The organism is Rhodococcus sp. 06-235-1A (assembly GCF_002258785.1).
Classification (GTDB): domain Bacteria; phylum Actinomycetota; class Actinomycetes; order Mycobacteriales; family Mycobacteriaceae; genus Rhodococcoides.
The window spans coordinates 56,081-78,613 of record NZ_NOYI01000036.1; the positions used below are offsets into that span (position 1 = coordinate 56,081).

At 64.3% G+C, this 22,533-nt stretch carries 25 protein-coding genes; 15 read left to right on the forward strand and 10 right to left on the reverse strand.

Going from position 1 to position 22,533, the window contains the following annotated elements:
• Positions 1-6: 6 nt before the first annotated feature.
• Both CH275_RS28225 and CH275_RS28230 read left to right on the forward strand, forming a co-directional pair.
• The gene (locus tag CH275_RS28225) at positions 7-606 is read left to right on the forward strand and encodes a copper resistance CopC family protein (protein ID WP_052054830.1); all 600 of its coding nucleotides are present in this window, start codon (positions 7-9) and stop codon (positions 604-606) included.
• A gap of 10 nt (positions 607-616) precedes the next feature.
• Positions 617-1,573 (forward strand): cytochrome c oxidase assembly protein, encoded by a 957-nt coding sequence (locus tag CH275_RS28230; protein WP_094681419.1) that lies wholly within the window; start codon positions 617-619, stop codon positions 1,571-1,573.
• Between the two features lie 84 nt (positions 1,574-1,657).
• On the opposite strand, the gene CH275_RS28235 is transcribed toward CH275_RS28230, so the two are convergent.
• The 3 genes from CH275_RS28235 to CH275_RS28245 form a co-directional block, all read right to left on the reverse strand.
• The gene (locus CH275_RS28235; protein WP_235581815.1) at positions 1,658-2,746 is read right to left on the reverse strand and encodes a M23 family metallopeptidase; all 1,089 of its coding nucleotides are present in this window, start codon (positions 2,744-2,746) and stop codon (positions 1,658-1,660) included.
• 270 nt (positions 2,747-3,016) lie between these two features.
• Positions 3,017-3,760, reverse strand: a complete 744-nt coding sequence (locus tag CH275_RS28240) for a DUF305 domain-containing protein (RefSeq protein WP_094634702.1) — start codon at positions 3,758-3,760, stop codon at positions 3,017-3,019.
• Positions 3,757-4,548 carry a DUF3105 domain-containing protein gene (locus tag CH275_RS28245; RefSeq protein WP_057479448.1) on the reverse strand — a complete coding sequence of 264 codons (792 nt, stop codon included), beginning with the start codon at positions 4,546-4,548 and terminating at the stop codon, positions 3,757-3,759. Before CH275_RS28245 ends, CH275_RS28240 begins: the two co-directional genes overlap by 4 nt.
• A gap of 80 nt (positions 4,549-4,628) precedes the next feature.
• Between CH275_RS28245 and CH275_RS28250 the strand changes: the two genes are divergently transcribed.
• The gene (locus tag CH275_RS28250) at positions 4,629-4,940 is read left to right on the forward strand and encodes a DUF4229 domain-containing protein (RefSeq protein WP_008720486.1); all 312 of its coding nucleotides are present in this window, start codon (positions 4,629-4,631) and stop codon (positions 4,938-4,940) included.
• 61 nt (positions 4,941-5,001) lie between these two features.
• On the opposite strand, the gene CH275_RS28255 is transcribed toward CH275_RS28250, so the two are convergent.
• Positions 5,002-6,030 carry a hypothetical protein gene (locus CH275_RS28255; protein ID WP_053068873.1) on the reverse strand — a complete coding sequence of 343 codons (1,029 nt, stop codon included), beginning with the start codon at positions 6,028-6,030 and terminating at the stop codon, positions 5,002-5,004.
• Positions 6,031-6,378: 348 nt separating this feature from the next.
• Here CH275_RS28255 and CH275_RS28260 point away from each other — a divergent pair, with 348 nt between their 5' ends.
• The 3 genes from CH275_RS28260 to CH275_RS28275 all read left to right on the forward strand — a co-directional run bounded on the left by CH275_RS28260 (position 6,379) and on the right by CH275_RS28275 (position 8,390).
• Positions 6,379-7,104, forward strand: coding sequence for a YoaK family protein (locus CH275_RS28260; RefSeq protein WP_048320416.1), 726 nt, complete (start codon positions 6,379-6,381; stop codon positions 7,102-7,104).
• A 332-nt stretch (positions 7,105-7,436) separates the two neighbouring features.
• Positions 7,437-7,838 (forward strand): hypothetical protein, encoded by a 402-nt coding sequence (locus CH275_RS29740; RefSeq protein ID WP_057479449.1) that lies wholly within the window; start codon positions 7,437-7,439, stop codon positions 7,836-7,838.
• 78 nt (positions 7,839-7,916) lie between these two features.
• Positions 7,917-8,390, forward strand: a complete 474-nt coding sequence (locus CH275_RS28275) for a hypothetical protein (RefSeq protein WP_032382580.1) — start codon at positions 7,917-7,919, stop codon at positions 8,388-8,390.
• 760 nt (positions 8,391-9,150) lie between these two features.
• On the opposite strand, the gene CH275_RS28285 is transcribed toward CH275_RS28275, so the two are convergent.
• Positions 9,151-9,744 carry a recombinase family protein gene (locus tag CH275_RS28285; protein WP_057479451.1) on the reverse strand — a complete coding sequence of 198 codons (594 nt, stop codon included), beginning with the start codon at positions 9,742-9,744 and terminating at the stop codon, positions 9,151-9,153.
• 934 nt (positions 9,745-10,678) lie between these two features.
• Between CH275_RS28285 and CH275_RS28290 the strand changes: the two genes are divergently transcribed.
• From CH275_RS28290 to CH275_RS28335, 9 genes are all read left to right on the forward strand, one after another.
• On the forward strand, positions 10,679-11,164 hold the full coding sequence (locus CH275_RS28290) for a fluoride efflux transporter FluC (protein WP_027494245.1): 486 nt from the start codon (positions 10,679-10,681) through the stop codon (positions 11,162-11,164).
• A complete protein-coding gene (gene crcB, locus CH275_RS28295) occupies positions 11,161-11,526 on the forward strand; it encodes a fluoride efflux transporter CrcB (RefSeq protein ID WP_027494244.1) in 366 nt (121 codons plus the stop codon). The genes CH275_RS28290 and crcB overlap by 4 nt, the downstream gene beginning before the upstream one ends.
• A 26-nt stretch (positions 11,527-11,552) precedes the next feature.
• On the forward strand, positions 11,553-12,113 hold the full coding sequence (locus CH275_RS28300) for a universal stress protein (RefSeq protein WP_027494243.1): 561 nt from the start codon (positions 11,553-11,555) through the stop codon (positions 12,111-12,113).
• A 367-nt stretch (positions 12,114-12,480) separates the two neighbouring features.
• Positions 12,481-13,359, forward strand: coding sequence for a phosphatase PAP2 family protein (locus CH275_RS28310; protein ID WP_051364869.1), 879 nt, complete (start codon positions 12,481-12,483; stop codon positions 13,357-13,359).
• A 312-nt stretch (positions 13,360-13,671) separates the two neighbouring features.
• Positions 13,672-14,103 carry a MerR family transcriptional regulator gene (locus CH275_RS28315; protein ID WP_027494242.1) on the forward strand — a complete coding sequence of 144 codons (432 nt, stop codon included), beginning with the start codon at positions 13,672-13,674 and terminating at the stop codon, positions 14,101-14,103.
• Positions 14,100-15,134 carry an arsenic resistance protein gene (locus CH275_RS28320; protein WP_051364866.1) on the forward strand — a complete coding sequence of 345 codons (1,035 nt, stop codon included), beginning with the start codon at positions 14,100-14,102 and terminating at the stop codon, positions 15,132-15,134. Before CH275_RS28315 ends, CH275_RS28320 begins: the two co-directional genes overlap by 4 nt.
• A gap of 170 nt (positions 15,135-15,304) precedes the next feature.
• Entirely contained in the window at positions 15,305-16,210 is a 906-nt protein-coding gene (locus CH275_RS28325) for a LysR family transcriptional regulator (RefSeq protein WP_230074817.1), read from the forward strand.
• A gap of 69 nt (positions 16,211-16,279) precedes the next feature.
• Positions 16,280-17,452 carry a TDT family transporter gene (locus tag CH275_RS28330; RefSeq protein ID WP_080729195.1) on the forward strand — a complete coding sequence of 391 codons (1,173 nt, stop codon included), beginning with the start codon at positions 16,280-16,282 and terminating at the stop codon, positions 17,450-17,452.
• 95 nt (positions 17,453-17,547) lie between these two features.
• Complete coding sequence (locus tag CH275_RS28335) at positions 17,548-17,895, forward strand: hypothetical protein (RefSeq protein ID WP_051364864.1); 348 nt, start codon at positions 17,548-17,550, stop codon at positions 17,893-17,895.
• Between the two features lie 31 nt (positions 17,896-17,926).
• On the opposite strand, the gene CH275_RS28340 is transcribed toward CH275_RS28335, so the two are convergent.
• From CH275_RS28340 to CH275_RS28360, 5 genes are all read right to left on the reverse strand, one after another.
• Positions 17,927-18,562, reverse strand: coding sequence for a uracil-DNA glycosylase (locus CH275_RS28340; RefSeq protein ID WP_051364861.1), 636 nt, complete (start codon positions 18,560-18,562; stop codon positions 17,927-17,929).
• Between the two features lie 504 nt (positions 18,563-19,066).
• Complete coding sequence (locus CH275_RS28345) at positions 19,067-19,744, reverse strand: zf-HC2 domain-containing protein (protein ID WP_027494239.1); 678 nt, start codon at positions 19,742-19,744, stop codon at positions 19,067-19,069.
• A complete protein-coding gene (locus CH275_RS28350; RefSeq protein WP_027494238.1) occupies positions 19,741-20,292 on the reverse strand; it encodes a sigma-70 family RNA polymerase sigma factor in 552 nt (183 codons plus the stop codon). Before CH275_RS28350 ends, CH275_RS28345 begins: the two co-directional genes overlap by 4 nt.
• A complete protein-coding gene (locus tag CH275_RS28355) occupies positions 20,293-21,279 on the reverse strand; it encodes a DUF302 domain-containing protein (protein ID WP_080729192.1) in 987 nt (328 codons plus the stop codon).
• Between the two features lie 259 nt (positions 21,280-21,538).
• The gene (locus CH275_RS28360) at positions 21,539-22,528 is read right to left on the reverse strand and encodes a hypothetical protein (protein WP_052059180.1); all 990 of its coding nucleotides are present in this window, start codon (positions 22,526-22,528) and stop codon (positions 21,539-21,541) included.
• Positions 22,529-22,533 lie beyond the last annotated feature (5 nt).

Sequence of the window (22,533 nt, forward strand, 5' to 3'; positions counted from 1 at the left end):
CCCCACGTGAAACGTCTGATGCTGATCGCTGTGATGATCTGCGGGACAGCATTGTTCGCTGCAGCGCCGGCGTCGGCGCACAGTGAGCTGGTCAGCTCCGACCCGCCCGCCGATGCCACACTCGAGTTCGCGCCGATCGGTGTCGGTCTGGTGTTCAACCAGGACATCAACGAATCGTTCGCGACCATCAGCGTCGTGGGTCCTGGCGACACTCAGTGGGCACAGGGAACGGCCACGGTCGAGGGCCCCGACGTATCGGTCCTGCTCCAGGACGGACTCCCCAACGGGGAGTACACCGTCGGCTACCGTGTCACCTCCGCGGACGGGCACCCGATCACCGGGTCGTACGGTTTCTCCGTCGACGTTGCGGCGACCGCCACCCCTCAGGACGCCGCTGCACAGCAGTCGCAGAGCGGTGCGACCTCGACCTCGCCGACTCCTGTTACCACGGCTACGCAGCCCTACGATCCCAACAATCCCTCCGCCAGCGAAGACCGGCCACCGAAACAGAACACCATGATGCTGCTCTCCATCGTGGGCATCACGGTTATCGCGCTCGCCGCTATCGCCCTGACCCTGGTGATCCGAGGCAAGAACAAACAATGACAGGGTGCCGATGAACATCGCTGCCGTCGATCCCCCACAGGCTCCCCCGACGCTGGCAGCGCTACTGAGCTGGGATCTTCCACCGCTCCCGATCCTGCCGATCGCCGGCATCGTGATGGCCGGGCTGTACTGCTGGGGACTGATTCGGATCCAACGCCGCGGTATCGAATGGTCGCGCGGGCGCAGTTTCAGCTTCCTCATCGGCTGCGCGGCGCTGGTCCTGGTGACCGGACTGCAGATCGAACGCTACGGCTACAGCCTGTTCAGCGTGTTCATGTTCCAGCATCTGACGTTGTCGATGCTTGTTCCACCCTTGCTGGTGGTCGGCTCCCCTGGACGGCTACGGCTGCGGGCCACCTCCCACTACGGCGTCGGCCGATGGGTACTCATCGCCGCCTTGACAGGTTTGCGGAGCCGCGCCGGGCGCATCGCACTACATCCAGGTCTGACGATCCCGCTGTTCCTCTTCAGTTACTACGGCCTGTATCTGTCGTCGATCTTCGATGTTCTCGCGGTCACAGTCATCGGCCACGTGTCGATGGAGATCTTCTTCTTCGCCAGCGGGCTGCTGTTCATCATCCCTGTGCTCGCCGTCGGCCCCCTCCCCGTTCGGCAGAGCAATCTGGGCCGTTTGTTCGACCTGTTCGTCGAGATGCCGCTGCATGTGTTCTTCGGTGTCATCTTGATGATGTCGAGCACCCCCATGCTGGCCACATTCGCCTTCCCACCCCCGGACTGGGGTGTCGATCCGGTAGCCGATCAGAAGCTCGCCGGAGCGTTGGCGTGGTCCTACGGTGAGCCGGTGGCATTGCTGGTCGTGCTCATCTTCTGTATTCGGTGGAACCGGGACGAAAAAGAGGAATCGGCTGCCGCGGACCGGCACGCCGAAGAGGACGGGTACAGCGAACTCAACGCCTACAACGATTTCCTGAAAAAGATCGGTAGCGAGACCAGTCAACGCACCTGAGCTGTCGCGGCCGTCCTGCGCTCGGGGACTGCCGCGACCTCATCGCCTGATCGCGCTTACTGGCAAGGGCACGATCGGGCGCATTCATCGCGCACGTGTGCCCGCCCCGATTCTGGCTCCCCGCTCACCGAGCCAGGCTTGCGGATCGACCTTCTGCCCCGCGGGAGATGTGGTCTCGAAATGCAGGTGCGGACCCGTCGAATTACCGCGGTTCCCGACCTCTGCAATCCGATCGCCCTTACGGACGCGCTGACCCACCGTGACCGAATTTCCGTTGTTGTGCCCGTAGGTGGTGATCGATCCATCGTCGTGTCTGATCCGAACCCACAGCCCGAAGCCCTGCGCGGGCCCGGCGCTGATGACAGTCCCGTCGGCCGCGGCGACGATCGGCGAGCCCAGTGAGTCGGCGATGTCGACACCGCCGTGTTGTGTCCCGCTCCGGGTGCCGAAGTTCGAGGTGACCAGTCCACCGCTGGGTGCGACAGCAGACGCAGTACCTCGGGAGGTGGCCGAGCCACCGGACGTGGAACCTCGCTGCTGTGCTGCATCAGGAACAGAATCTTCGGGCGCAGTCGTCTCAGGCACACTCGTCTCAGGCGCAGTGGTGTCTGGCACGGGCGAATCGCGGCCGGTGTTGCCCGTCACCGGATCCTGTTCCCCCCCTCGGTCGCCGTCGTGCGGGACCGCGGGGTCGAGGGCGTCGACCTGGAGCGATGTGGCGATACGAAGGGCCAGGAGTGGGTCGAGAGTAGCCAACGGGGCCAGGCAGGACAGGGACTGCGCCGGGGCATTCGACACTCCTCGGGCGATGGCGTCGACGATGCATCCTGCCGACGCGGACACGGGGCCGGCGGTGTCCGCGATGACACCGCCGGCCTGGGCGGCGGCCCACGACGAGGATGCGAAAGCTGCGAGATCTGCCACCGCGATCGGATCGGTACCGATTGTCGCGGCCCGATCGGCCAGGCGGATCAACCGGCTGACGGCGTCGGCGGTCTGCTGACCTTCGACCTCGTCCCCGGACTTCGCGGCCGGTTGACCCGGATTCGCTCCGGCTACCGGGGCGTGCAGGAACACCGCACCGAGTGCGACACCGACGATCACGTATGTCCGCGCACCTCGGCATGCGCGACGTCGACCGCCGCTCGGCGTCGTCTTTCCCGCGTTGTTCACGTGGTCACCCTTCTCGTTGAATGCCGGTCGCGACCGCAGTGGATGCCGTGTCGGCCGTGGGTCAGTGTTGCGTGGTCCCATCGACACCACAAGCCCCTTCTGTCACACGCTCGACTGAATTCATCGCTGTTTCGCCTATCGCGTCGGCGTCGAAAGTGAGTGCATTGCACAGTAACTCGACGATTCGACGCCGTTCCATGCGTGCCGGTGCCGGTCATGGGGGTCATCCCAATCGTTATTACTATGCAACATAGTATTTCGATATGGGCGTCAGCTCTCCGGCAACGGTGAGACCCCGTGTGCGCTCAGTAGGGCATCGATCTGACCGACCTCGGCGGTTTGGGTCGAGGCGATCGAGCCTGCGAGCGCGGCGACAGCGGGAACTGTCGCGTTCGCCGCTCCCAGCTCTGCCATCGGGATTCCCCCACGATGGTGGCGGCGGAGCAGTTGCAGATACCGGCCGTCGAATTCTTCGGCGTTCATCCGGCGAAGTGCCGTCAGCTCGGCGGTACTGGCCATGCCGGGCATCGACCTCGCGTCCTGTCCGCTGTCGTTCGCGGACGCGCTCATGTCCATCGGGTGACCCTCTGTCGAGCTGGCCTCGGTCATCCACGTCATCGGCGGGCCGTCTGGCAGATATGGCCTGTCCCACAGTGTCAACCAGCCTTGCATAGTGCCGACTTGGCTCTGCTGCGAGGTCAACACGTCGAAGGCGAGGGTCCGGATGACCGGATCCGTCGAGCGTCCCAACGCCATCGCCGACATCTCGATCGCCTGGTTGTGATGGAGCGACATGTCCTGCGCGAAACCCACATCCACCGAATCCGATGCGGGTACGGCCACTCGTGCGCCGTCCGGTGTGAGCAGTACGCCGATGAGGACGCCGGACAGGACGAGGGCTGTCACCGCCAAGCCGATGAGCAGTGCCCTGGGCCTGGATCTGGGTCCCGTTTCCGCGGCGTCATTCTGTGCATCGTCGATCTGGGCATCGTCGGTCCGGCCGTGCACGGTCATCGACTCCCCTCCCCCATCGGCGCTGGCGCACTGTCGAGGGCCGGGTCTTCCTCGAGGGGCACCGCGTCCGGTCCTGGCTCGCTGGCGTCGAACGGCGGCGGGTTGTCGGGATCGAACGCGCCGGGAATGGTCGAGCAACTGGCTCCGCTCTCGGGGTGGGTCGAGGGGTTCTGTCGCAGAGCAGCGACGAACTGAGTGATGCGCCGGTCGGAGGCATTGTCGAGCTCGAGTCGATGACCCCACGACTGCAGCGTGATCGGTGCCGTCAGGCCCGGGTAGGGCGACATCATCGTGTAGGGCTCGCCCTCGACCCGCCCGGCGAGTGAACCGACCTCGTCGGAGGAGACCCGGTTCGGGTCGTACGTCACCCACACCGCCCCGTGTTCGAGCGAATGAACCGCGTTCTCGCTGCGTAGCGGGACGGGGTACACCACTCCGGTACACGTCGCCCAGGTCTGGTCGTGAGGGCCGCCGAACGGCGGACTCCGATCGTAGGCAACTCTCTGAGCTGGTTCGACGTGCCGCGCTGCCGGATACTCGACCTCGACGACGCCGTCGATGCCGCGCGAGGGGTCCGGGTCGTCGGCGGTCGGCGCGAACCGCTCGGCCTGATTGCGTTCGAGGACGCGGGGGGCCAGGTTGTATCCGATCGCACCGACGAGCACGACGATGACGACACCCGCGCCGATCACCGTCCAGGGAGCGCGTACGCCCCCGGGCACTCCGGCTGGGCGTGATCGCCGAGTCGAGCTCCGTCGGCCTCGGGCGGGGTTTCTGCTGCTGTTCATATTGCTCCTCCGTCAAATACTATGCACCATAGTATTTGATGGAAGGTCCAAGAAAGTCCCTACGCACGACAGGACGGCCCATGCCGGTGTTCCGCGCACCCTCAACTGCTCGCGGGCAGCTTGCCCTTCATGTACTGGCGTACAACGGTGCACGCCTGCTCTTCGTGTGTGTCGCCGCAGGAGTACTTTTGGCCGTCGACGCGCTGACGAGCCTTGACATTTCCTTCGTGTTGGTTCTTCTTGGCGCACTTGCAGCAAGCCTGCCGCTGTCGGCACTGACCCTGAGGAAGCTTCGCCGAACCATCAATGCGGACATCGAAGCAGTCGATCGCACGCGCTCGATCAAGAAACGAGGCCCCGCGGCGGGACGACCCGGCACCGACAAACCGTGACGTCGGCGTACGGACTTCGGCGTTGGCGTTGGCGTTGGCGTTGGCGGATCGTCCGTGTCGGTCACTGTTCGCCAACCCACTCGATGGGTGCTTCGGCGTCCGGCTCGATGTCTAGTAGTTCCAGGGTGCGGTGCATCAGAGCCTCGATTCGATACTCGAGATCGTCGACGAGGTCAGGCACATCAGCCAGAGCGGCGTGGGCACGGCCGCGGGCTTCGACACCGATTCGGTAGTAGTCCGAGCCTGGTGCAGCTGACACCGGGTGCGGTGGTGGGACGGTCACGTCCGTTTCCCGCTCGCCACGACCGCGTCGCCACGACAGGGGCGGGCGCGGGTCGTGCCGGGGCGGTCGCCCGGAGCGGTGAGCAGCGATGACCGCCCCGACCGCTGCCGGGGTCATCGGGTCGGCGGGGAACGGCATGTGACCCCACCGGTCGATCGGAACGGCGACGGGGCCTGGACGCACCGGCCACCTGGACATATCGGGAAAAGTGTCCCCCTGTACGTGCTCTGTGAGTAGTGCCGTCGAGGGGTAGCGATCCGAGAACCGCAGGACAGTACGCCAGCGTTCCCAGATCTCGGCGGGGTTGAAGCCTTCCGACTCATCGGCTGCGATCCAGATACTGTGCCGCCCATCGATCCACACACCATCGCCGTCGACTGCGATGTCCGAGCGATCGAGCGACGCAATAGCTCTGTGCGACAGGCCAGCTCCGGACAGCAGAAGTAGAACTGCGTCCCTGCGGCCGAACAGCGCCTGCGTCGATCCCAGGAAGGGCAGCGCTGTGGCCAGTTCCCGGTAGTGTTCGGCGCGACGTGCCACGCGTGCGGTCCGTCCGGAGTCGAGCGCCATACGCAGCGCTGCCGCACGCCCGGGCGGGGTGTGACCGGCATCGAGATGTCGGCGGTTGATCGCGGCGACCCTGCGGAGCTGCACAGGATCACTGGCTGGATTACCGGTCAGGAACTGCGCCAACGTCATAGCCGAGGCAGGGAGTGGCTCGACGTCGGTTGCGGCGCACCAGTCGGCAAACAGTGACCACTCGTAGCGGTAACCGCTCGGCGGAGTAGCGCTGCGTTCGGGCGACACGGTCAATGACGCTACCCACCTGCACCGACACCGCTGAGTCGAAACACTCAAAACTCGTTTCCCGCCAGAGCAGATTCCGACCATCCCCGGGGGTGCTGCGCCGGTCTGGCGCAATATTGAACCGCCGAACATGCCCAGGGATGGAACTGACCACGCGCGGTTGGGCGGCGAGTTCGTGTTGCGTGAGCACGCAAATCACACCCCTGGGTGGGCTTGTCACTGTCGTCGGCAGGCGAGGGCCAGGCGGCAGTTCGATTGCTCCCGAAGTGAATACGAAGACCGAAGAGCCACCGAGTGAGCTGCACCTCATCGACTTGCGGCACCGTCCACAGCCCGGAGACTCGAAACATGACATCTTTTGTGGCGCTCAGCCGCGAAACAGCCATCGGCGCGGAGGCTCGACTGTCGTGGATACTGTCCGCGCTGGCCGGAATGGTGGGTGCTGTCGCATTTCTGCATTCGGCGGGGTATTTCGTGACGTTCATGACCGGCAACACCGAACGCGCCGTCATCGGCCATTTCGGCAGTCCGGAAGGAAAGCCCGTTGCACCCGGCGCATCGCCGTGGGCCGCACTGGCGTTGATGGGTGCCTTTCTGGCGGGAGTGGTGATCGCGTCGATCTGCCGCCGCCGATACTGGTCAAATCACCCGCACGGAGCAACGGTTGTCACGACCATCGCGCTCGCCGTGGCAGGACTCATCGACATCGGAGTTTCCGGCTGGTCGTCCGACGGCGTAGATTTTTATCCCATTTTGTTGGTTGCGTTCGCCCTCGGCGCGCTGAACACTGCATTCACGAAACGAGAAGAAACCTACATTCCCCTGAGCTACGTCACCGGCACCGTCGTCAAACTGGGCCAAGGGATCGAGAGACACCTACTGGGAGGCGGTACCTACCTCGACTGGCTTTGCTACGCAATGCTTCTCGGCTCCTTCGCAGCCGGAGGTGCAGCCGGGGCTCTGATCGGTGTCGTGATCACCGGACCTCAAGTACTCCTGGTTACCGCAGCCATCAGCCTGCTGGCAACCATCTTCACCTTCACCCACACCGAGCGACGATCCCTGTGGGGATAGGCCCTCTTCCCGTCCGGCGAAAATCTACGGGTCCGCACTCCCGAGACTGTTCTGCTCGAACCGGTTGAACCCGCCCGGACTCGACCGACGTAACACTGGCGCAACGTGAACCGATCGGTTCGGACGTGTGGAGAGGATGCTCGGCTCGATACACATCATTTCTCACTTGGTCCTGATCTCGATGCCACGCGTCAGCGATGCCGTTAGTTGCATCGGATGGAGTTGCGCTCGGCCGTCACGGACCGAGTTCGGTGACGGCGTTGCCGACGAGCGGAGCGTTCTCGCGGGCATAGATTTCGACCAGGCCCGGGGTGGCGTGTCCGGTTTGACGCATGATCGCGTGTGCGTCGGCGAAGTTCCAGATCAGGCCGTCGGTGAGGACGACGTCGGCGTTCTTCCTGGTGTCGTTGTGGAATGGCGCAGAGGGAGTCGTCGACGCCGGCAGCGAGCTCGACTTCAAGATCTACAGCAACCAGAGTTCGGTTGCCCCGGGTGGATTGCGGTCCTGCTCGTGCGCCAGCCGCGCGGTTCTGCGCGACAACGACAACTACGACCACAATGCTCGCGCCGAAGTCAGCGTGAGCATCCAAGGCCAGCAGGGCTTCTGGTACTTCTACGTGCGTAGCCCCGTCGCGCACCGGGACGGCCCGCCCGCCGGCCAGGCGACGATCTACCGGTTCCGGCCGGCGGACCATTTGTCCGGCGACTCACTCGGTGGGGACCACTCGTTCTAGCAATCAGGTGTGGGATGCGACAAGATCGTGGTCGCATCCCACACCTGTGCATGACCTTCGGATGGAGAACTGGTTCAGATGGCCGACTACACGTTGCTCCTCCCTGCGTCCGGACTCGTCGCGCAGTACCGCAGTGACGACGACACGATGCGCGTGGTGCCGGCCGCTGCCGTCGACAGTGACCTGGATTGGGGCTCTACGACCGACCTTTCGACGACCGACCCGGAGTCGTTTCCCTTCGAGCTGAAACAGCAGGTGTGGCCCGGTGACGCACCTGGACCTACCTGGTGGGTTCTGATCACTTCTTTGCCGCCCGCAGTCGGGGTGAAAGCGCATGCCGTCGACGGCGAGGAGCTCGCGGTGCTGAGAATGGGTCCGGTGACGGTCATCGAATGGGTGAGCACCCCGAAGACCATCATCGTCACAGCGGGGTCTCATACCCACAAAATCTCGCCGTTTCGTTCGGGATCTCGCGGCCCAGCCGCGTACTCGTTCGACGAGAAGCCCAAGTCGGAAGACGACAATGGGGTGGATTTCGGAAGACTGGACTGACCGCTACGGGTACCCGGCATGCCGGGGACGCAACGCCTCTCAGACGCACCGTCCCACATCAAGTACGCACTCCATATGTGCCTCTACACAACACTTCTCGCGCATTCGTTCGATAGCGAGTGGAGGGGCAGCCTCTTTCTGGTGGGCGGTAACGTCAGCGTCGACCGCTCACGTTCCCGTCGGCCGATGCGGAGGCCTCTGCTGCCGGGTCGGTGGTCGGTGCCGGCGTCGCCGCCACCTGAGTTCGGCCTTCGCCACGAGCGGAACACGCATAAGCCGTTTGGGTAGTCGACCTCGATACGGTCCAACCCAGAGTGGGCTTTGGAAGTGCCCATCGGCCCACTTCTGCCATGCGTAGCCCTCCGAGTCGGTGAAGCCGACGTTCGCTCTGAGTTTGTCGTTACCGTCGACCGGGTAGGGATCGGGCTCCGCGAGAAGGAGTTCGTCGTAGTTCAGAGTCGCTCCGGGTTCGACGGTGTGTGCGCCAGTGAAAGGCGTTTGACCAGGCTTGACGTACTGACTATCGACCCACAAGGTTACGGCCGTGATAGGTCTGTCCCCATGGTTTGTGACGCTGCTCTGGGCTCGCACGACGCCTTCGCCCGCGCTCTGGATGTGCGTCGGTGAGACGGTCACAGCTTCGACGTGTCGCTGCATTCTTTCGCGTACTTCTCTCCGCGATTTGCGGACGTTGTGCACTTGAAAGCTGACTGTTGCCACCAGTGAGATGACAGCAACTATCAGGGAACACACTGCAATCTCAGTGGGCGTCATTGGAAACTCCAGTCCGGCTTTGGTGTGCGGCTTTCTCGAAGTGGCGATAGAGGGTGCGTTTGCTGACCCCGAGTGCGTCGGCGATGTCACCGATTGTGTTGCCTTGGTTCCGCATTCGCGTTGCCTCCCGCTTCTTCGTAACCGTGAGTGCAGGTGGGCGGCCGCCGACCTTTCCTCGTTCGCGGGCTGCTGCGAGGCCGGCGTGGGTGCGTTCGCGGAGTAGTTGGCGCTCGAAGCTGGCGAGGGCCCCGAAGATGTGGAAGGTGAGTTCTCCGCCGGCGGTGGTGGTGTCGATCTGTTCGGTGACCGACGCGAACGCCACTCCCCTGGTTTTCAGGTCTGCGATGAGTTCGATGAGATGTGGGAGGTTGCGGCCGAGTCGGTCGAGTCGCCAGACGGCGAGCACGTCGCCGGGCAGAAGGACGTCGAGGAGTTCGGTCAGTGCCGGCCGGGTGGTGGTGGATCCGCTCGCGGTGTCGGTGAAGATGCGTTCGCAGCCGAAGGCGCTCAGGGCGTCGCTCTGTAGGTCGAGGTTCTGTTCGGCGGTTGAGACCCTGGCGTATCCGTATTTGTGGCCCACGATGGTTCACTGTGCCACAACTCATCGGTTTCAATGTTTTGACATGCGCGGGTTTCGCGTACGTTTTTGGCACTACTCAACGGCTGGTCGACGGATCGGCTGATTGTCAGTTTCAGAAGACGACTGCACTAGTTCAGAAGACGACTGCACTTACCCACCACACGGGAGCGCCGGTCAGTAGCATTCATCCCGCCGAGCTACGCGTACAACCACCATATAGAACAGCTTCTGTGATCGAAAAGTCCTCGATCTACCAGTGAACATGATTGCCCTCGACACGTCGTGTGTGTTCCCTTGGAGTCTTTGACTTTGACGTAGCTCGTCACCGGTATGTTGAGTGCGCTTGTGCGCCAGACGTTCTATGCGTTCGATTCGAAGTATCCCGATTCACTCTCGACCTACTGCAGTGGGGTTAAATTGGGTGGCGCAGTTCATGTTCGAGTGTGGTCTAGTCGACTGCGTGTCGATGCGGCGTGGCAATGAACCTCGGTTCCGAGCCTGGTGCCCGCTCTGAGTTCGACGACAATGCTGTGTTCGGCGAAATGTTCAGCGTCTTGGTGACGCCGTGTGCCACGTACCCGTGTTGAGAAGATCGCGGTGGTCGGCGGATCGGGAATACCGGGCTTGATACGCGAACACAGGTGTCCAATCCGACCCGTTGCACGGCCGGTGCCGTCGTGGCCGGTGCCGTCGTGGCCGTTAGTCGAGCTCAACAACCGGGTTCGGTTGTTGAGCTGCAGCGCTGGCACATAGACACCTCGGCCTGCTGACCGAGAATCTCGAACGTACATCGGATCTGCTTGGGTCGATCCCTGGTCAGGCTATAGTGGTGTCCGGCGATGGATCTCCGCCGAGACCGCCCCGTAGGGGGTTGTCTGAACCGCCCCAACCCTGGGGCTGATGGCTCCTTTCCCTGAGTGGAAGGAGTCTGTCCATGAACGGCCATCACGACCCGAATCCGACCCTACCGGTCGATCCCGACAGTGCGCCCCCAAGCCCGCTGCATGCGCGAGCGTCCGCGATCGCCGCCGTCGGTGTCGGTGGATTGGTCGGGGCCCCGCTCCGATACCAACTCGGACTGTGGTGTTCCTCTGCCGCGAGTGGCTGGCCGGTGACGACCTTCGCTATCAACATCGTCGGGGCGTTCCTGCTCGGAATGCTGCTGGAGGGATTGGCTCGCCTGGGCCCGGACACAGGGTGGCGGCAGCGGGTCCGGCTGTTGGTGGGCACCGGGATGCTCGGTTCGTTCACTACCTACAGCACACTGGCCGTCGATACCGATCTGTTTCTGCGCAGCCATCAGTGGTGGGCCGCCGGCAGCTACGCGGCCGGCACCGTACTGGTGGGTCTGGTCGCCACCACCGCCGGAATCGCGATCGCCGCGCGACTGCGGACACGGCCCGCGGAGGCAACACAATGACGACACTCTGGATCGCCTGCGCGGGCAGTGCAGGGGCGATCGTCCGTTTTGTGCTCGACGGGGCCATCAGGCACCGCCGGGCGTCGGATTTTCCCTGGGCGACAGCGATCATCAACGTGACCGGATCACTGCTCCTCGGATTCGTCACCGGACTGATCCTTTTCCACGGACTACCCCAGGAACTTCAGCTGATCGTGGGCATCGGTTTCTGCGGCGGGTACACCACCTTCAGCACCGCCAGTTTCGAGACGGTGCGGCTGATCCAACGTCAGAAGTACATCGCTGGCGTGTTGAACGCGGTCGGCACCCTGCTGGTGACTGTCGTCGCCGGCGGTGCCGGTCTCGTCCTGGCTTCCGTATGAGGAGAAAACAATATGAGGAGAAAACAATGACCGAGGACGATCCCAGCCACGCCTCCTGCGACGACCTAGGGGACTGGCGCGCTCCGCTACAGGTGGACGGCCCCGCCGCCTCGGTAGAACCGGTGTGCCACCTGGTCGTGGGGTTCGACCGGCACCCAGCAAGCCACGCTGCCTTGACCTACGCGATGGACCTTGCCGGTCGACTGAACGCGTTCCTGCATGTAGCGCACATCGTCGACACCGATGACCTGCCGATCGACCCGGACAGCGACGACTGGGAACAACGCATCGCCGACGCTGTCGAACAAGAGCGCCGCGAGGCATGCGCGATGCTGGCCGCCATCCCCGGGAACTGGGCGTTCTACTCGAGGCGGGGCAACCCGGCTCGACTGTTGACCACGATCGCCGACGCCAACGACGCCCTGATGATCATCATCGGTACCACCCGCGGCGGGATGATGTCACTGGTGGAGAGGGCCGTCGGCGAATCGGTGTCCGCGACACTCGCCCGCCACGCCCACCGCCCGGTCCTCCTCGTCCCCGCTACCGATAGGCAGCATAGTGACGCAGCCCAAACACGCCGGTGACCCATCCGCCGCACCGGGTTCCCGCCGCGCGCTTCCAGAAAGAAATCCACCGAACCGCCACGACCATCGATGGGGGGCGTGTCGGTTCGTTGTCGCGTTCGGGACGGTCAGCATGCTCGCGGACTTCGTCTACGAAGGTGCCCGCTCGATCACCGGCCCCCTCGCCTCGCGGGGGGCTACCGCCTTCGTCGTCGGGGTGTGGTCACCGCATCCGACGAGGTCGCAGCGCTGATGGTGCGCTCGGTCTCCGGCCCGGTGGCATACACCAAGCCGCCGCTTCTGGGCGTCGACGTTTCCGGTTACGCCCACCCCGTCATCGCCGTGCACTTCCTCTGGATCGCCGGCGCACTGGCGCGTCTGCGTTCTCGTGATCGACGAACGGAGCGGCAAAGCCATCCGTTCCCCAGCCGAAAACCGATCTGCTCTACGACATTCGATTCCCGCGTCGCTCACCGTCGTTCCCGCAATCCAGGTCATCGCAGTGGCCGCCCTACTCGCCACCGGTCGTCGCCGCACCTGGCACCCCACCGTCCATCCCACGCAACCCAACCAAGGAAAGTCACCTATGTTTCCTGCTCGTCCGTGGATTCGGCCGTTTGCCGCCGCTCTGCTCGCATTTGCCGCACTGCTCGCCGCCGGCACTCTCGCCTCCACCACTGCTGTGACAGAGGCGGGTCTGCGGTTCCACGACCGTATCGCCCTTCATCGCGCCGGCTGGGCCACTGCCCTCGCCGAATTTGTCACGGACTGCGCACAACCGGTCGTCGGAATCGTGGTGGCGATCGGTATCGCCGCATGGCTCACGTGGAGAGGCCGACGGGTCGACGCGGCATGGGCCCTGGCAGTGATGGCATCTACCCTCGTCGTGTCGACAATCGCGAAATACAGCATCCGCGAACCCCGTCCCCCGCAACGGTTCTGGCTGATTCCTCCCGACACCGTGTGGTCGTTCCCGTCTGGACATACAGCGGTGGCTGCGGCCATGATCGGGCTTGTGGTCCTGCTCACCGCTCGGGCGCACGTAATTGTCCGGCGGTTGGCCCGCACGACATCAGTGCTGTTCGCGCTCGCCGTCGCTGCCTCCCGGCTGTACCTCGGCGTACATTTCCCGCTCGACGTCGCCGCGAGCATTCTTGCCGCCAGCACTGCGCTCCTCGCACTGTGGACCATGTGGTCGATCCCTCCGGTCCGACACTGGGTCAATGTCCGGCTCGGACCGACCCCTCAGGCAGCCTCACCCGACTGATCGCGGACCCACTCCGACTCCGAGCACTACGTGACGGGAAGGTGAATACAAGTCCGCCGTCGACCGTCCGCGGCTGGTAGCGCAGGTGAGGATCGTTGCCCACAACTCGATACCCTCAGGTTGGTCAGCCGTTGAGAGCGTGCACGCCGACGGGGCCTTCATCTCGCTGAGAGGCGTCAGGTCTAGACGGATGAGCGCCCGGACGTCCGGGCGCGGTCTCGCTGGGAACATGGCCCGACGTTAGCCCCAGCACCTGCGTGGAAGGTCAAGGATTTGACCTTCCACCCGACTCGAAGGTTTATCCTCGTGCGCATGTCCGCTCTGCGCATTTCACAGCTGTCATCGGCGACCGGCGTCCCGGCGACCACGCTACGGTTCTACGAAAGCGAGGGCCTGCTCCCGGCGGACCGTTCGGCGAACGGTTACCGCGTTTACGACGACCGCGCTCGGCAACGCTTGGCGTTCATCACCGCCGCCAAGAGCCTGAACCTGTCGCTGCCGGAGATCAAACTTCTCCTTCGTGTCTGGGAGAAAGACTCCTGCGCAGCAGTCAAAGCCGAACTCGGCCCCGCCATCGAGTCCCACATCGCGCACGCCAACGAATCGATCGCTCAATTGACCGCTCTGCGTGAGAGTTTGACCGACGCGCTGGCCCGGCTCGGGGACACACCCGACGCGCCGACGCCATGCAATCCGGACTGCACCTGGCTGATCTCAGCGAACACCGCGGTGGGCACCGCATGAACATATCGAGCACCACCTCGGTGGTGGCGTGGCTGGAGAAGTTCCAGATCCCGCTCTACCTGCTGGCCCTGCTCATCGGTGGCGGTGTCGGTTTGGGTGCGCCGTCGTCGGCGCATGCGTTCGAGATTGCTATCAATCCGGTACTGATCGTGTTGCTCTACGCTACGTTCCTCGCGGTTCCGTTCTCCGCCATCGGCGCATCGCTGCGCGACGGCACATTCTTGCTCAGCGTCGTAGTACTGAATTTCGTGCTCGTTCCAATCGTCGTATTCGCTCTGACCCGGTTCGTTGCTGCTGATCAGGCGGTACTCGTCGGTGTGCTGTTGGTGTTGTTGGCTCCCTGCATCGACTACGTCATCGTCTTCAGTGGGTTGGCCGGTGCAGCGTCGGAACGGCTCCTCGCGAGCGCGCCGCTGTTGATGTTGTTGCAGATCGCGTTCCTGCCGCTCTACCTGTGGTTGTTCGTCGGGTCCGAGCTGGTGGAGATCATCGACATTGCACCGTTCGTCGAAGCGTTCGTGCTGTTGATCGTTGTTCCTCTGGTGTTGGCGGCCCTGACGCAAGCACTTGCGCGTCGTCGGCGTATCGGCACCCAGATCATGGATGTGATGGCCGCGGCGATGGTGCCGGTCATGATGGCCACTCTTGCCGTCGTCGTGGCATCGCAGATCGACGCAGTCCGCTCCGAAGGCTCCCAGCTGTTTGCCGCGGTGCCGATCTTCGTCGCGTTCCTGGTCATCATGGCGGTTGTCGGATGGGCGACGGCCAGAGTGACCCGCCTGGACGTCCCGGACGCTCGGGCCTTGATCTTCTCCGGTGCCACCCGAAATTCGTTGGTCGTTCTGCCGCTGGCGCTCGCGCTGCCACCAGCACTGTCTCTTGCTGCCGTGGTCGTGGTGACGCAGACACTGGTGGAGCTGATCGGAATGGTCGCCTACGTCCGACTCATCCCCTGCCTTGTCCCAGCTCACGCTGCGAGAGCACCGGTGAAGTTCGAAACAACTCGCACGAACCAAGGCAATCCTGGGTGACGAGAACTGGATAAAAGCAGGTGGCGTCAGTGAGGGTGAACGAACCACGGGATCCAGTGCCGCGACCCCGTTCCACTTCCCGCGAGCATTGAGCATCGAATGGGGACTTTTCCGGCAAACGCGCCTGTGGGCTCCGCGCCCGCTACGACTGCAGTCTCTACGCTGGCACCGTGCCCCTGCCGACCCATGTGACCGACCTGATCAGCTACGAATTATTGCTGTCCGTCGCCGAGCTGGGAAGCATCGGACGCGCAGGGGAGGCGCATGACATGTCGCAGCCAGCGGCGAGCGCACGCCTGAAAGCACTCGAAAGCCGCATCGGGGTAGCACTCCTGCATCGCGGGCAGCGAGGTGCCACCCTCACCGCAACCGGCGAACTGGTCGCCGGCTGGGCCGAGCGCGTCATCGCCGAAGCCGCCGAGCTCGCCACGAGCATCGCAATGCTGCGCACCGACCGCCACAGCCACATTCGTATCGCCGCAAGCCTCACCATCGCCGAATACCTCATACCGCGATGGCTCATCACACTGCGCTCCCACGACACTTCCATCACACCGACTCTCACCTCCGGAAACTCTGTCGACGTAGCCGCATCGGTGCTCGACGGCCGCGCCGACATCGGATTCGTCGAAAGCCCCGATCTGCCCAGCGGACTCCACTCGAAGGACGTTGCCCGCGACGAACTCGTCGTCGTCGTCGCCCCCGATCATCAATGGGCTCGACGAACGATCACGGCGAGCGAACTGGCCGCGACACCGCTGGTCACCCGCGAACCCGGGTCCGGCACACGTCTCGCGCTCGAACGTGCGCTCCGGACTGCGGGCCCACTCGCCGCGCCACTGCTCGAGGTGTCCTCCACCACTGCCATCAAAGCTGCCGTCATCGGCGGCCTCGCACCGGCCGTACTCAGCTCCCTCGCGGTATCCGCCGAGATCGCCGCCGGAACGCTGGCCCGCGTTCACACAGAGGGGCTCGACCTGCGCCGGTTCCTGCGTGCCGTGTGGCCCGCGGGCCGTGAACTGCGAGGACCGTCGAGCGACCTGCTCGTCGTCGCCCTCAAATCCCCGCAGTCATAACCTGAGGTTGGGACCGGCCAGGTAATCGGTGTCTACCGGTGACGACTGTGTGCGAGGACGCTGGAAGTCATGACCACGACAGCTCTGCACCGCTCCTCCATCACGTCTCGGCGCGGCGACGATACCGAGCGGCCGCGCAAGTGGCCGGTGCTCTCCGACCTCGACCACCCGAGCCAGATCTTCGAACACATCACCCCCAACTGGTTCGCCTCGGTCATGGGCACCGGTATCGTCGCCAACGCCGCCGCCACCCTGCCCGCCCACATCCCCGGACTGCACGTGTTCGCAACGATCGTGTGGATCGCAGCGTCGGTCGCCTTGATCACACTCTCCGGTGCCTTCGCAGTGCACTGGATCCGACACCGGCAGTATGCGCGTGAGCACGCCGCGCATCCGGTGATGGTGCAGTTCTACGGCGCACCCCCCATGGCGCTGCTGACCGTCGGTGCCGGGACGATGCTGCTGGGCAAAGACGTCATCGGAGCGGCGCCCGCAACCGTGATTTTTGCCGTCCTGTGGACCGCTGGCACAGCCCTCGGGCTGATCACCAGCATTCTCGTGCCCTACCTGATGATCACCGCCCACGATCACCAGACCGCCGTCGCACTCCCGGCGTGGTTGATGCCCGTCGTACCGCCGATGGTGTCCGCCTCCACCGGTGCGCTGCTGCTCCCTCATATCGCGGATGGGCAATGGCGCCTGGCCATGCTGTCCGGTTGCTACGCGATGTTCGGGCTGTCACTGATCATCGGAATGCTGACCATGACGCTCATCTACGGACGGCTCGTCCACGGCGGAATCCCGCCGGTCCAGGCAGCACCGACGGTGTGGATCACCCTCGGCATGATCGGTCAATCGATCACCGCCGCGAACCTGCTCGGCAACGATGCACCCTTGGTGTTCACCGGCGAGACCGCCTCCGTCGCAACCGGCCTGCACGTGTTCGGCATTCTGTACGGACTGACGATGGGCGGCTTCGGCGTCTTGATGTTCACCCTCGCAACCGCCCTCACCATCCATGCCGCCCAGAAGGGACTGACATTCTCACTGACCTGGTGGTCGTTCACCTTCCCCATCGGCACCTGCGTCACCGGTGCCACTGCCCTCGGCGGCGCTCTGGGGTCGGCCGCGGTCGAGGCCCTTGCAATCGGACTGTATGCGGCCTTGCTCGCAGCCTGGGGCACAGTCGCCGCCCACACTCTCCGCGGCAGCGTGCAAGGAAAACTTTTTCAACCCAGCTGAACCGACCGCCGGGTAGTACCCACTCGGAACGCTGATACCGAACGAACAGCGTTGATCCAATCGACCACTGACCCCGGAAAGGACTCACGATCACGATGAACACACCGAATGCAGACACACCGACTTCCGATACCCCGAGACGGGGCAGCCGCGGACGCGTCTGGGCACGAGTCACCGAAAATTATCTGACCTGGCTGTTGCTGATGGCGGGAACAGCTGCTGCGGGGGCCTTTCTCACGGCCCTCGCCGGCGGGTTCGAGGGCTGGACCGTCGTCGCAGCGATCGTGACAGTGGTGCTGTTCGCGGGATGTTGGTTCTCATATCGAGACGGTGCACGCCGGGGTGCCGCCGAACCACACATCATCCAGTACCACCCCGACAGCCCGGACGAGGTGATCGACATCGACACCGACACCGGCGAACGCCAGCCCCACCAGGACTGACCGGTCGGAGGCAGCAGCAGCACGATCCGCCCTACCTCAGCACAGTGCGGGGTTCAGGTGCCTTCTCCAGGTGCGTTGCGACCGACAGTGCTGCGTTGATCAACCGCTGGCGAGCAGCCGCCGGTGCGTGTGCGTTGCGAGCCGAGGGGTGCGGTGCCGCTATCACCGGGAGGAGGCGGGTGGGAGCAGATGCAGTGATGACGCGCATGTAGCCATCGAGAGCCTTCGCACCAAGAACGAAAACCACCTCCAGTTTCGGCAGCAAGGCCATAAGCTCGCCGACATATGGGCCCGCCTCACCGAGAACGGATGCCGTCGGCGATACCGGATGACCGGCGTCATCGAGCACTGCCCACGGCACAATATTCCACTTGACGCACTGCACCCGGTCGATACCCGCGTCGGCGAACACCGATTTCAGCACGGGGTTCGTTCGATCTGGATTGTCGAACGAACACATGTTGGTCCCGCCCGGACGTATCGTTTTCGGCCCCGGAGACTCCAACAGCACCAGACAGCGAGCCGCGTCGCCGCCGTCGTCGGGATCGAACAGTGGAATGGACCGTGCAGTGTCGATCCTCCATCGCAACACCGACGCATTGAGTGAGCGGACCGGGGCATCGTGCGCTCGGGCGTGCTTTCCGGACCACACGTCATCATCTGTCATACGCCGCACTCACTGCTGACCCACGCCACACGTACTGCTGGCCATGGGGAAACGCACCGTGAGCCGTAGACGCCAGCTCTCGGTGGCTCGCCTCGACGACCACTGCTGAGCGTTTGACGACTCCGCTGCCTGAACACACCTATGAGATAACCACGACAGGCCGTGTGGTGCCTATTGCACCCGTCTTCTCATCGACTTCGATTCCAGATCAGGTCGGATACCCCCTAGGGTACTTACATACCCCCCTTGGTATATGCCACAGTGGGTACCGAACCGACCGAAAGTATGCACGACTTTTCTGGAATGAGTCCGGAAAACGAGCGACGGACCGATGCGGTGCGGCGAACGCAGAGCCAGCGCGTTCGGACTCGGATGTCGATCCGGGGTACGTCGTCAGCGTCCCGATCTCACTCGACCGCGGTCCAGCCGTTCGGGCGGCCACGCGACCGACACGCTGTCCGAGGCACCGCATCGAAACCTGCCCGTGTCCGTGACGACTCGGTCTCAGCGAGAGGCCCGCGCGATCGTGTTGCCCGCCGGATCGTCGATCACGATCGAGTGGATGTCCTCGACAGAAAGGGACGTTGCGCCGGTCACCGCTGCTGCTCGGCTCGCGGTGACCGACCATTGAGCTGCTTGTTGTCGAGTCCCGTCGTTGCCGACCACTTGCAGAGTGAGGATGCCTGCGCCGGGGAGTTGTTGAACGTCGACGTCGATCGATGTGCCCCAGGCTTTCGTGGTGAGCTCGAGGTCACCTGTGGCCCCGACGGTGCTCGACAGAACGAGCGGGCGGGCACCCGCATCGTTCACCGTTGTCGAATCGTCGGAGCGGGCGAGGGTACTGAGCGGGACGATCGCCGCAGCGACTCCCAGAACGAGGGTCGCCGACACCGCAGTCCACACTCGCCGCCGCCTCTTCTCGGAGGTCCGTTGATGCCTCATCGCGCTCAGCAGGTGGTCGAGTCGCTGGTCTGCACCGGCCGTCGAGTGCACCGGTGAGAGATCTGCTGGCTGCCTGCGACGTCGAAGCACTCCTGCGACGGGTGCCAGGACGTCGATTTCGGTTCGGCAGGCAAGGCAGTCGTCGAGGTGTCGTCGTACCGCTGCTCGGTCGTCGCGCTCGAGTCCGTCGAGTACGTACGCCCCGAGCAGTGGTCGGATCTCGTCGTGCGCTGAGCTCATGGAATCAATCCCAACTCGTCGAAGATCCGGCGTAGGGCACGCACAGCGTAATAGGAGCGGGACTTGACCGTGCCGACCGCGATATCGAGGTGCGCGGCCACTTCGGAGACGGTTCGACCCTCGTAGTAGATGAGCACGATGACTGCTCGATGCTCCTCGGACAACCGACGCAGCGACTCGTCTATGAGCCACCCGTCGAGGACCCCGCCCAATTCGTCGTCGATGCACTCGGCGGCGAGTGCGATCTGATCGTGGACGAGAGTCGGCCTGCTCGTGCTCGCCCGCCACTGATCGGTGAGTACGTTTCGCGCGATGGTCATGAGATAGGACCGCGTCGATGCTGCCGTCACATCGATGCGGTCGATCCCGCGCCACGCGCGCAACATCGTCTCCTGGACGATGTCCTCACACTGCTCGCGGGTCTGGGTGTAGCGGCTGACGAATCGAGTCACTGCGTGCTGGTGCTCGCGGAAGAGCGCCGACATGGCGACTTCGGACGCATCGACGAGCTGGTGGTTGTGCTGTGAGCCGGATTCGACACCGTCCACCTAACTGCCCGAGCCGGAAGCGGCATCGGTGAAACCGGTCGTGGCGGCGGCGACCATGTCGAGAACAGGATTGGTCGGCGAGATCGAATGCCGAGCGGCGAGTACACGGATATCGGGGTGAGCCACGTGAACGATCCCTTCGGCATCCTGCCACGCCACGTATCGGGCGGGGAGGTCGATCCCCATGGTCTGCTGCGCTCCGACCAGCGCAGTCGAGACCGCAGGATTACCGACGTAGGTGACCATGGTGGGCCTCAGAGGTGTCTCGGCAGCGGCGGACGCGAGATCGACGGTTGCGACTGTGGGCTGATTCTTGGCCGCGAACGCTGCCTCGTATCGGGCAATGGACGCTGCAACCGATGCATCACTGGTCTTCTCGACCAGGTATCCCGGCGCTGCGGACACATCGGTGCCCTCTGCGGCGGCCGCCGAGGATCCCGTCGCATCGGACGCGGTCGATGCCGAGCCGGCCCGGAGTCCGTCGAGGGCGTCGGACGAGACCGGGATGCCTGCGAGCGTCGCGATGTACTCGGCGGAGTTGTATGCCAGAAACACCGTTCCGTTGGCGGCCTGCCAGACCAGGTACTTCTGTGGAAGGTCGATCGCGGCCCGTTGGTCCGCGGCGATCAACGGCGACGCCGCTTTCGGATTCCCCCCGATCACCACGGTGGTCGGGCGGATCGTCTCACCTGCTCCCTGTGCCAACTTCTCGAAATCCACAGTGGCTGCCACAGCTCCCGCCGTCTCCAGCGCGCGCTGTACCCGAGAGACCGTGTCACTCACAGAGTAGTTACTGGCGTACACCACCAGTCCGGGTTCGGACGGTGCCACATCGGGTGTCGCAGCCTTCGCGTCCGCCGACGTGGACACCGGAGTGCTCGACACCGCCACCGAACCGGTGGGTTCGGTGGAACCGCACCCGGCGAGGGCGATCACCGCCGCCGACGCGAGCAGCGACGTTGCCATACGGAACCTTGAAGTGCTCATCACGTGTCCTGTCCTCGTGCCCACGCCAGCGGTGGGCTTCACTGTGGTGTACGCACACCGAGCCTGAGGGGTTCACCCGAACCGAAGTTCCCTCCGGCGATTGCTCCCGGAATGTCGGTGCACCGGAGGGCGACACAGTCGAGTTCACGCAAGCGGAGATCTGATCGATCGGTTCACCCCGGTCTCGTCGAGCGTCTCCACGCCACAGAAGCGGCCTGAACGGGTGCAGGGACCATCTTCGCGGCACGAACGGCCGACCTCACGGCGGCACTTCTGCCTCGACGAATTCGAGAAGCCGCTTCAACAGTGAATCCGCACGCTCTTCGACGTCGTCGAGCGTCGAATCGACGCCACCGAGTAGCTGGTGTGCGTCTCGGCGTGCCCGAGTCCCGTGTTCGTAGTAGCCGGGGTCGAGTAGCGAAGCCGAGGCGGGCTTGGGTACGAGATCTGTGCTCGGCTGCCGTGCCTGCACCGAATGGTGTCGGTGCACAGGTGCTCGTCCGTCCAGGTGCGCTCGAACGATGTCGGCGACCGCATGGGCGGTAAGTGCAGTCGCAGTCAGCGGGGTGTGACCCCACCGGTCGATTGCGGTCGACAGCGGCTGTCGACCGGCCGGATCGACGTACCGGTCGAATCCGCTGAGCCCGGTACCGCCCACGGCATCGAGAGCGTCGGCGAGCATTCGAGTGTTCGGGTACCGCGTGTGATGGCCCAGCACCTCCAACCAGCGCTGGAACACCGTCCGCGGCGAGATACCCGTCTCCATCAGTGCGAGAGGAGTGACGGTGCGAACGCCGCGGCCTGTGTCGATACGAAGGGCATCGATCCTCGGATCGGCGGTGACGTCGCAGGGCCGCAGGGCCGCGATCTGGGTGTACGGCAGACCGGTCGAGGCAAAGACCAGGACGAGGGCGTCTCGCCGCGCGAACAGTTCGGACGGCCAACCGGATTCGGGGAGGCGCGCGATGACGCCGCCGATCACGGCTGCCAGCTCGTGCAGGCGCGCCGTACGCGCCACGTCCAGCGCAGCCCGGACGACCTCCGCACGGCCCGGCTGGGGTAACAGGTGCCGGGAATGGGCGGCGTCGATCACCGCGATCCGGCGGCGCTGGGTCGTGGACGCCGCGGGGTGCGCCGAGAGGAACCGAGCAAGTGAATCCGGGGAGGCCGCCAGTGGTGTTTCGTCATGGGCGGTGCACCAGTCCTCGAACAGTGACCACGTGTGCCGATCCCGCTTCGGCACCGCCACGTTCG

Excerpts from the sequence above, each read along its gene's own strand:
- CH275_RS28230 (WP_094681419.1), top strand. The coding sequence starts at position 617 with ATGAACATCGCTGCCGTCGATCCCCCACAGGCTCCCCCGACGCTGGCA.
- CH275_RS28240 (WP_094634702.1), bottom strand. The coding sequence starts at position 3,760 with ATGACCGTGCACGGCCGGACCGACGATGCCCAGATCGACGATGCACAG.
- CH275_RS28245 (WP_057479448.1), bottom strand. The coding sequence starts at position 4,548 with ATGAACAGCAGCAGAAACCCCGCCCGAGGCCGACGGAGCTCGACTCGG.
- CH275_RS28250 (WP_008720486.1), top strand. The coding sequence starts at position 4,629 with ATGCCGGTGTTCCGCGCACCCTCAACTGCTCGCGGGCAGCTTGCCCTT.
- CH275_RS28260 (WP_048320416.1), top strand. The coding sequence starts at position 6,379 with ATGACATCTTTTGTGGCGCTCAGCCGCGAAACAGCCATCGGCGCGGAG.
- CH275_RS29740 (WP_057479449.1), top strand. The coding sequence starts at position 7,437 with ATGATCGCGTGTGCGTCGGCGAAGTTCCAGATCAGGCCGTCGGTGAGG.
- CH275_RS28275 (WP_032382580.1), top strand. The coding sequence starts at position 7,917 with ATGGCCGACTACACGTTGCTCCTCCCTGCGTCCGGACTCGTCGCGCAG.
- CH275_RS28290 (WP_027494245.1), top strand. The coding sequence starts at position 10,679 with ATGAACGGCCATCACGACCCGAATCCGACCCTACCGGTCGATCCCGAC.
- crcB (WP_027494244.1), top strand. The coding sequence starts at position 11,161 with ATGACGACACTCTGGATCGCCTGCGCGGGCAGTGCAGGGGCGATCGTC.
- CH275_RS28300 (WP_027494243.1), top strand. The coding sequence starts at position 11,553 with ATGACCGAGGACGATCCCAGCCACGCCTCCTGCGACGACCTAGGGGAC.
- CH275_RS28315 (WP_027494242.1), top strand. The coding sequence starts at position 13,672 with ATGTCCGCTCTGCGCATTTCACAGCTGTCATCGGCGACCGGCGTCCCG.
- CH275_RS28320 (WP_051364866.1), top strand. The coding sequence starts at position 14,100 with ATGAACATATCGAGCACCACCTCGGTGGTGGCGTGGCTGGAGAAGTTC.
- CH275_RS28330 (WP_080729195.1), top strand. The coding sequence starts at position 16,280 with ATGACCACGACAGCTCTGCACCGCTCCTCCATCACGTCTCGGCGCGGC.
- CH275_RS28335 (WP_051364864.1), top strand. The coding sequence starts at position 17,548 with ATGAACACACCGAATGCAGACACACCGACTTCCGATACCCCGAGACGG.
- CH275_RS28340 (WP_051364861.1), bottom strand. The coding sequence starts at position 18,562 with ATGACAGATGATGACGTGTGGTCCGGAAAGCACGCCCGAGCGCACGAT.
- CH275_RS28345 (WP_027494239.1), bottom strand. The coding sequence starts at position 19,744 with ATGAGCTCAGCGCACGACGAGATCCGACCACTGCTCGGGGCGTACGTA.
- CH275_RS28355 (WP_080729192.1), bottom strand. The coding sequence starts at position 21,279 with ATGAGCACTTCAAGGTTCCGTATGGCAACGTCGCTGCTCGCGTCGGCG.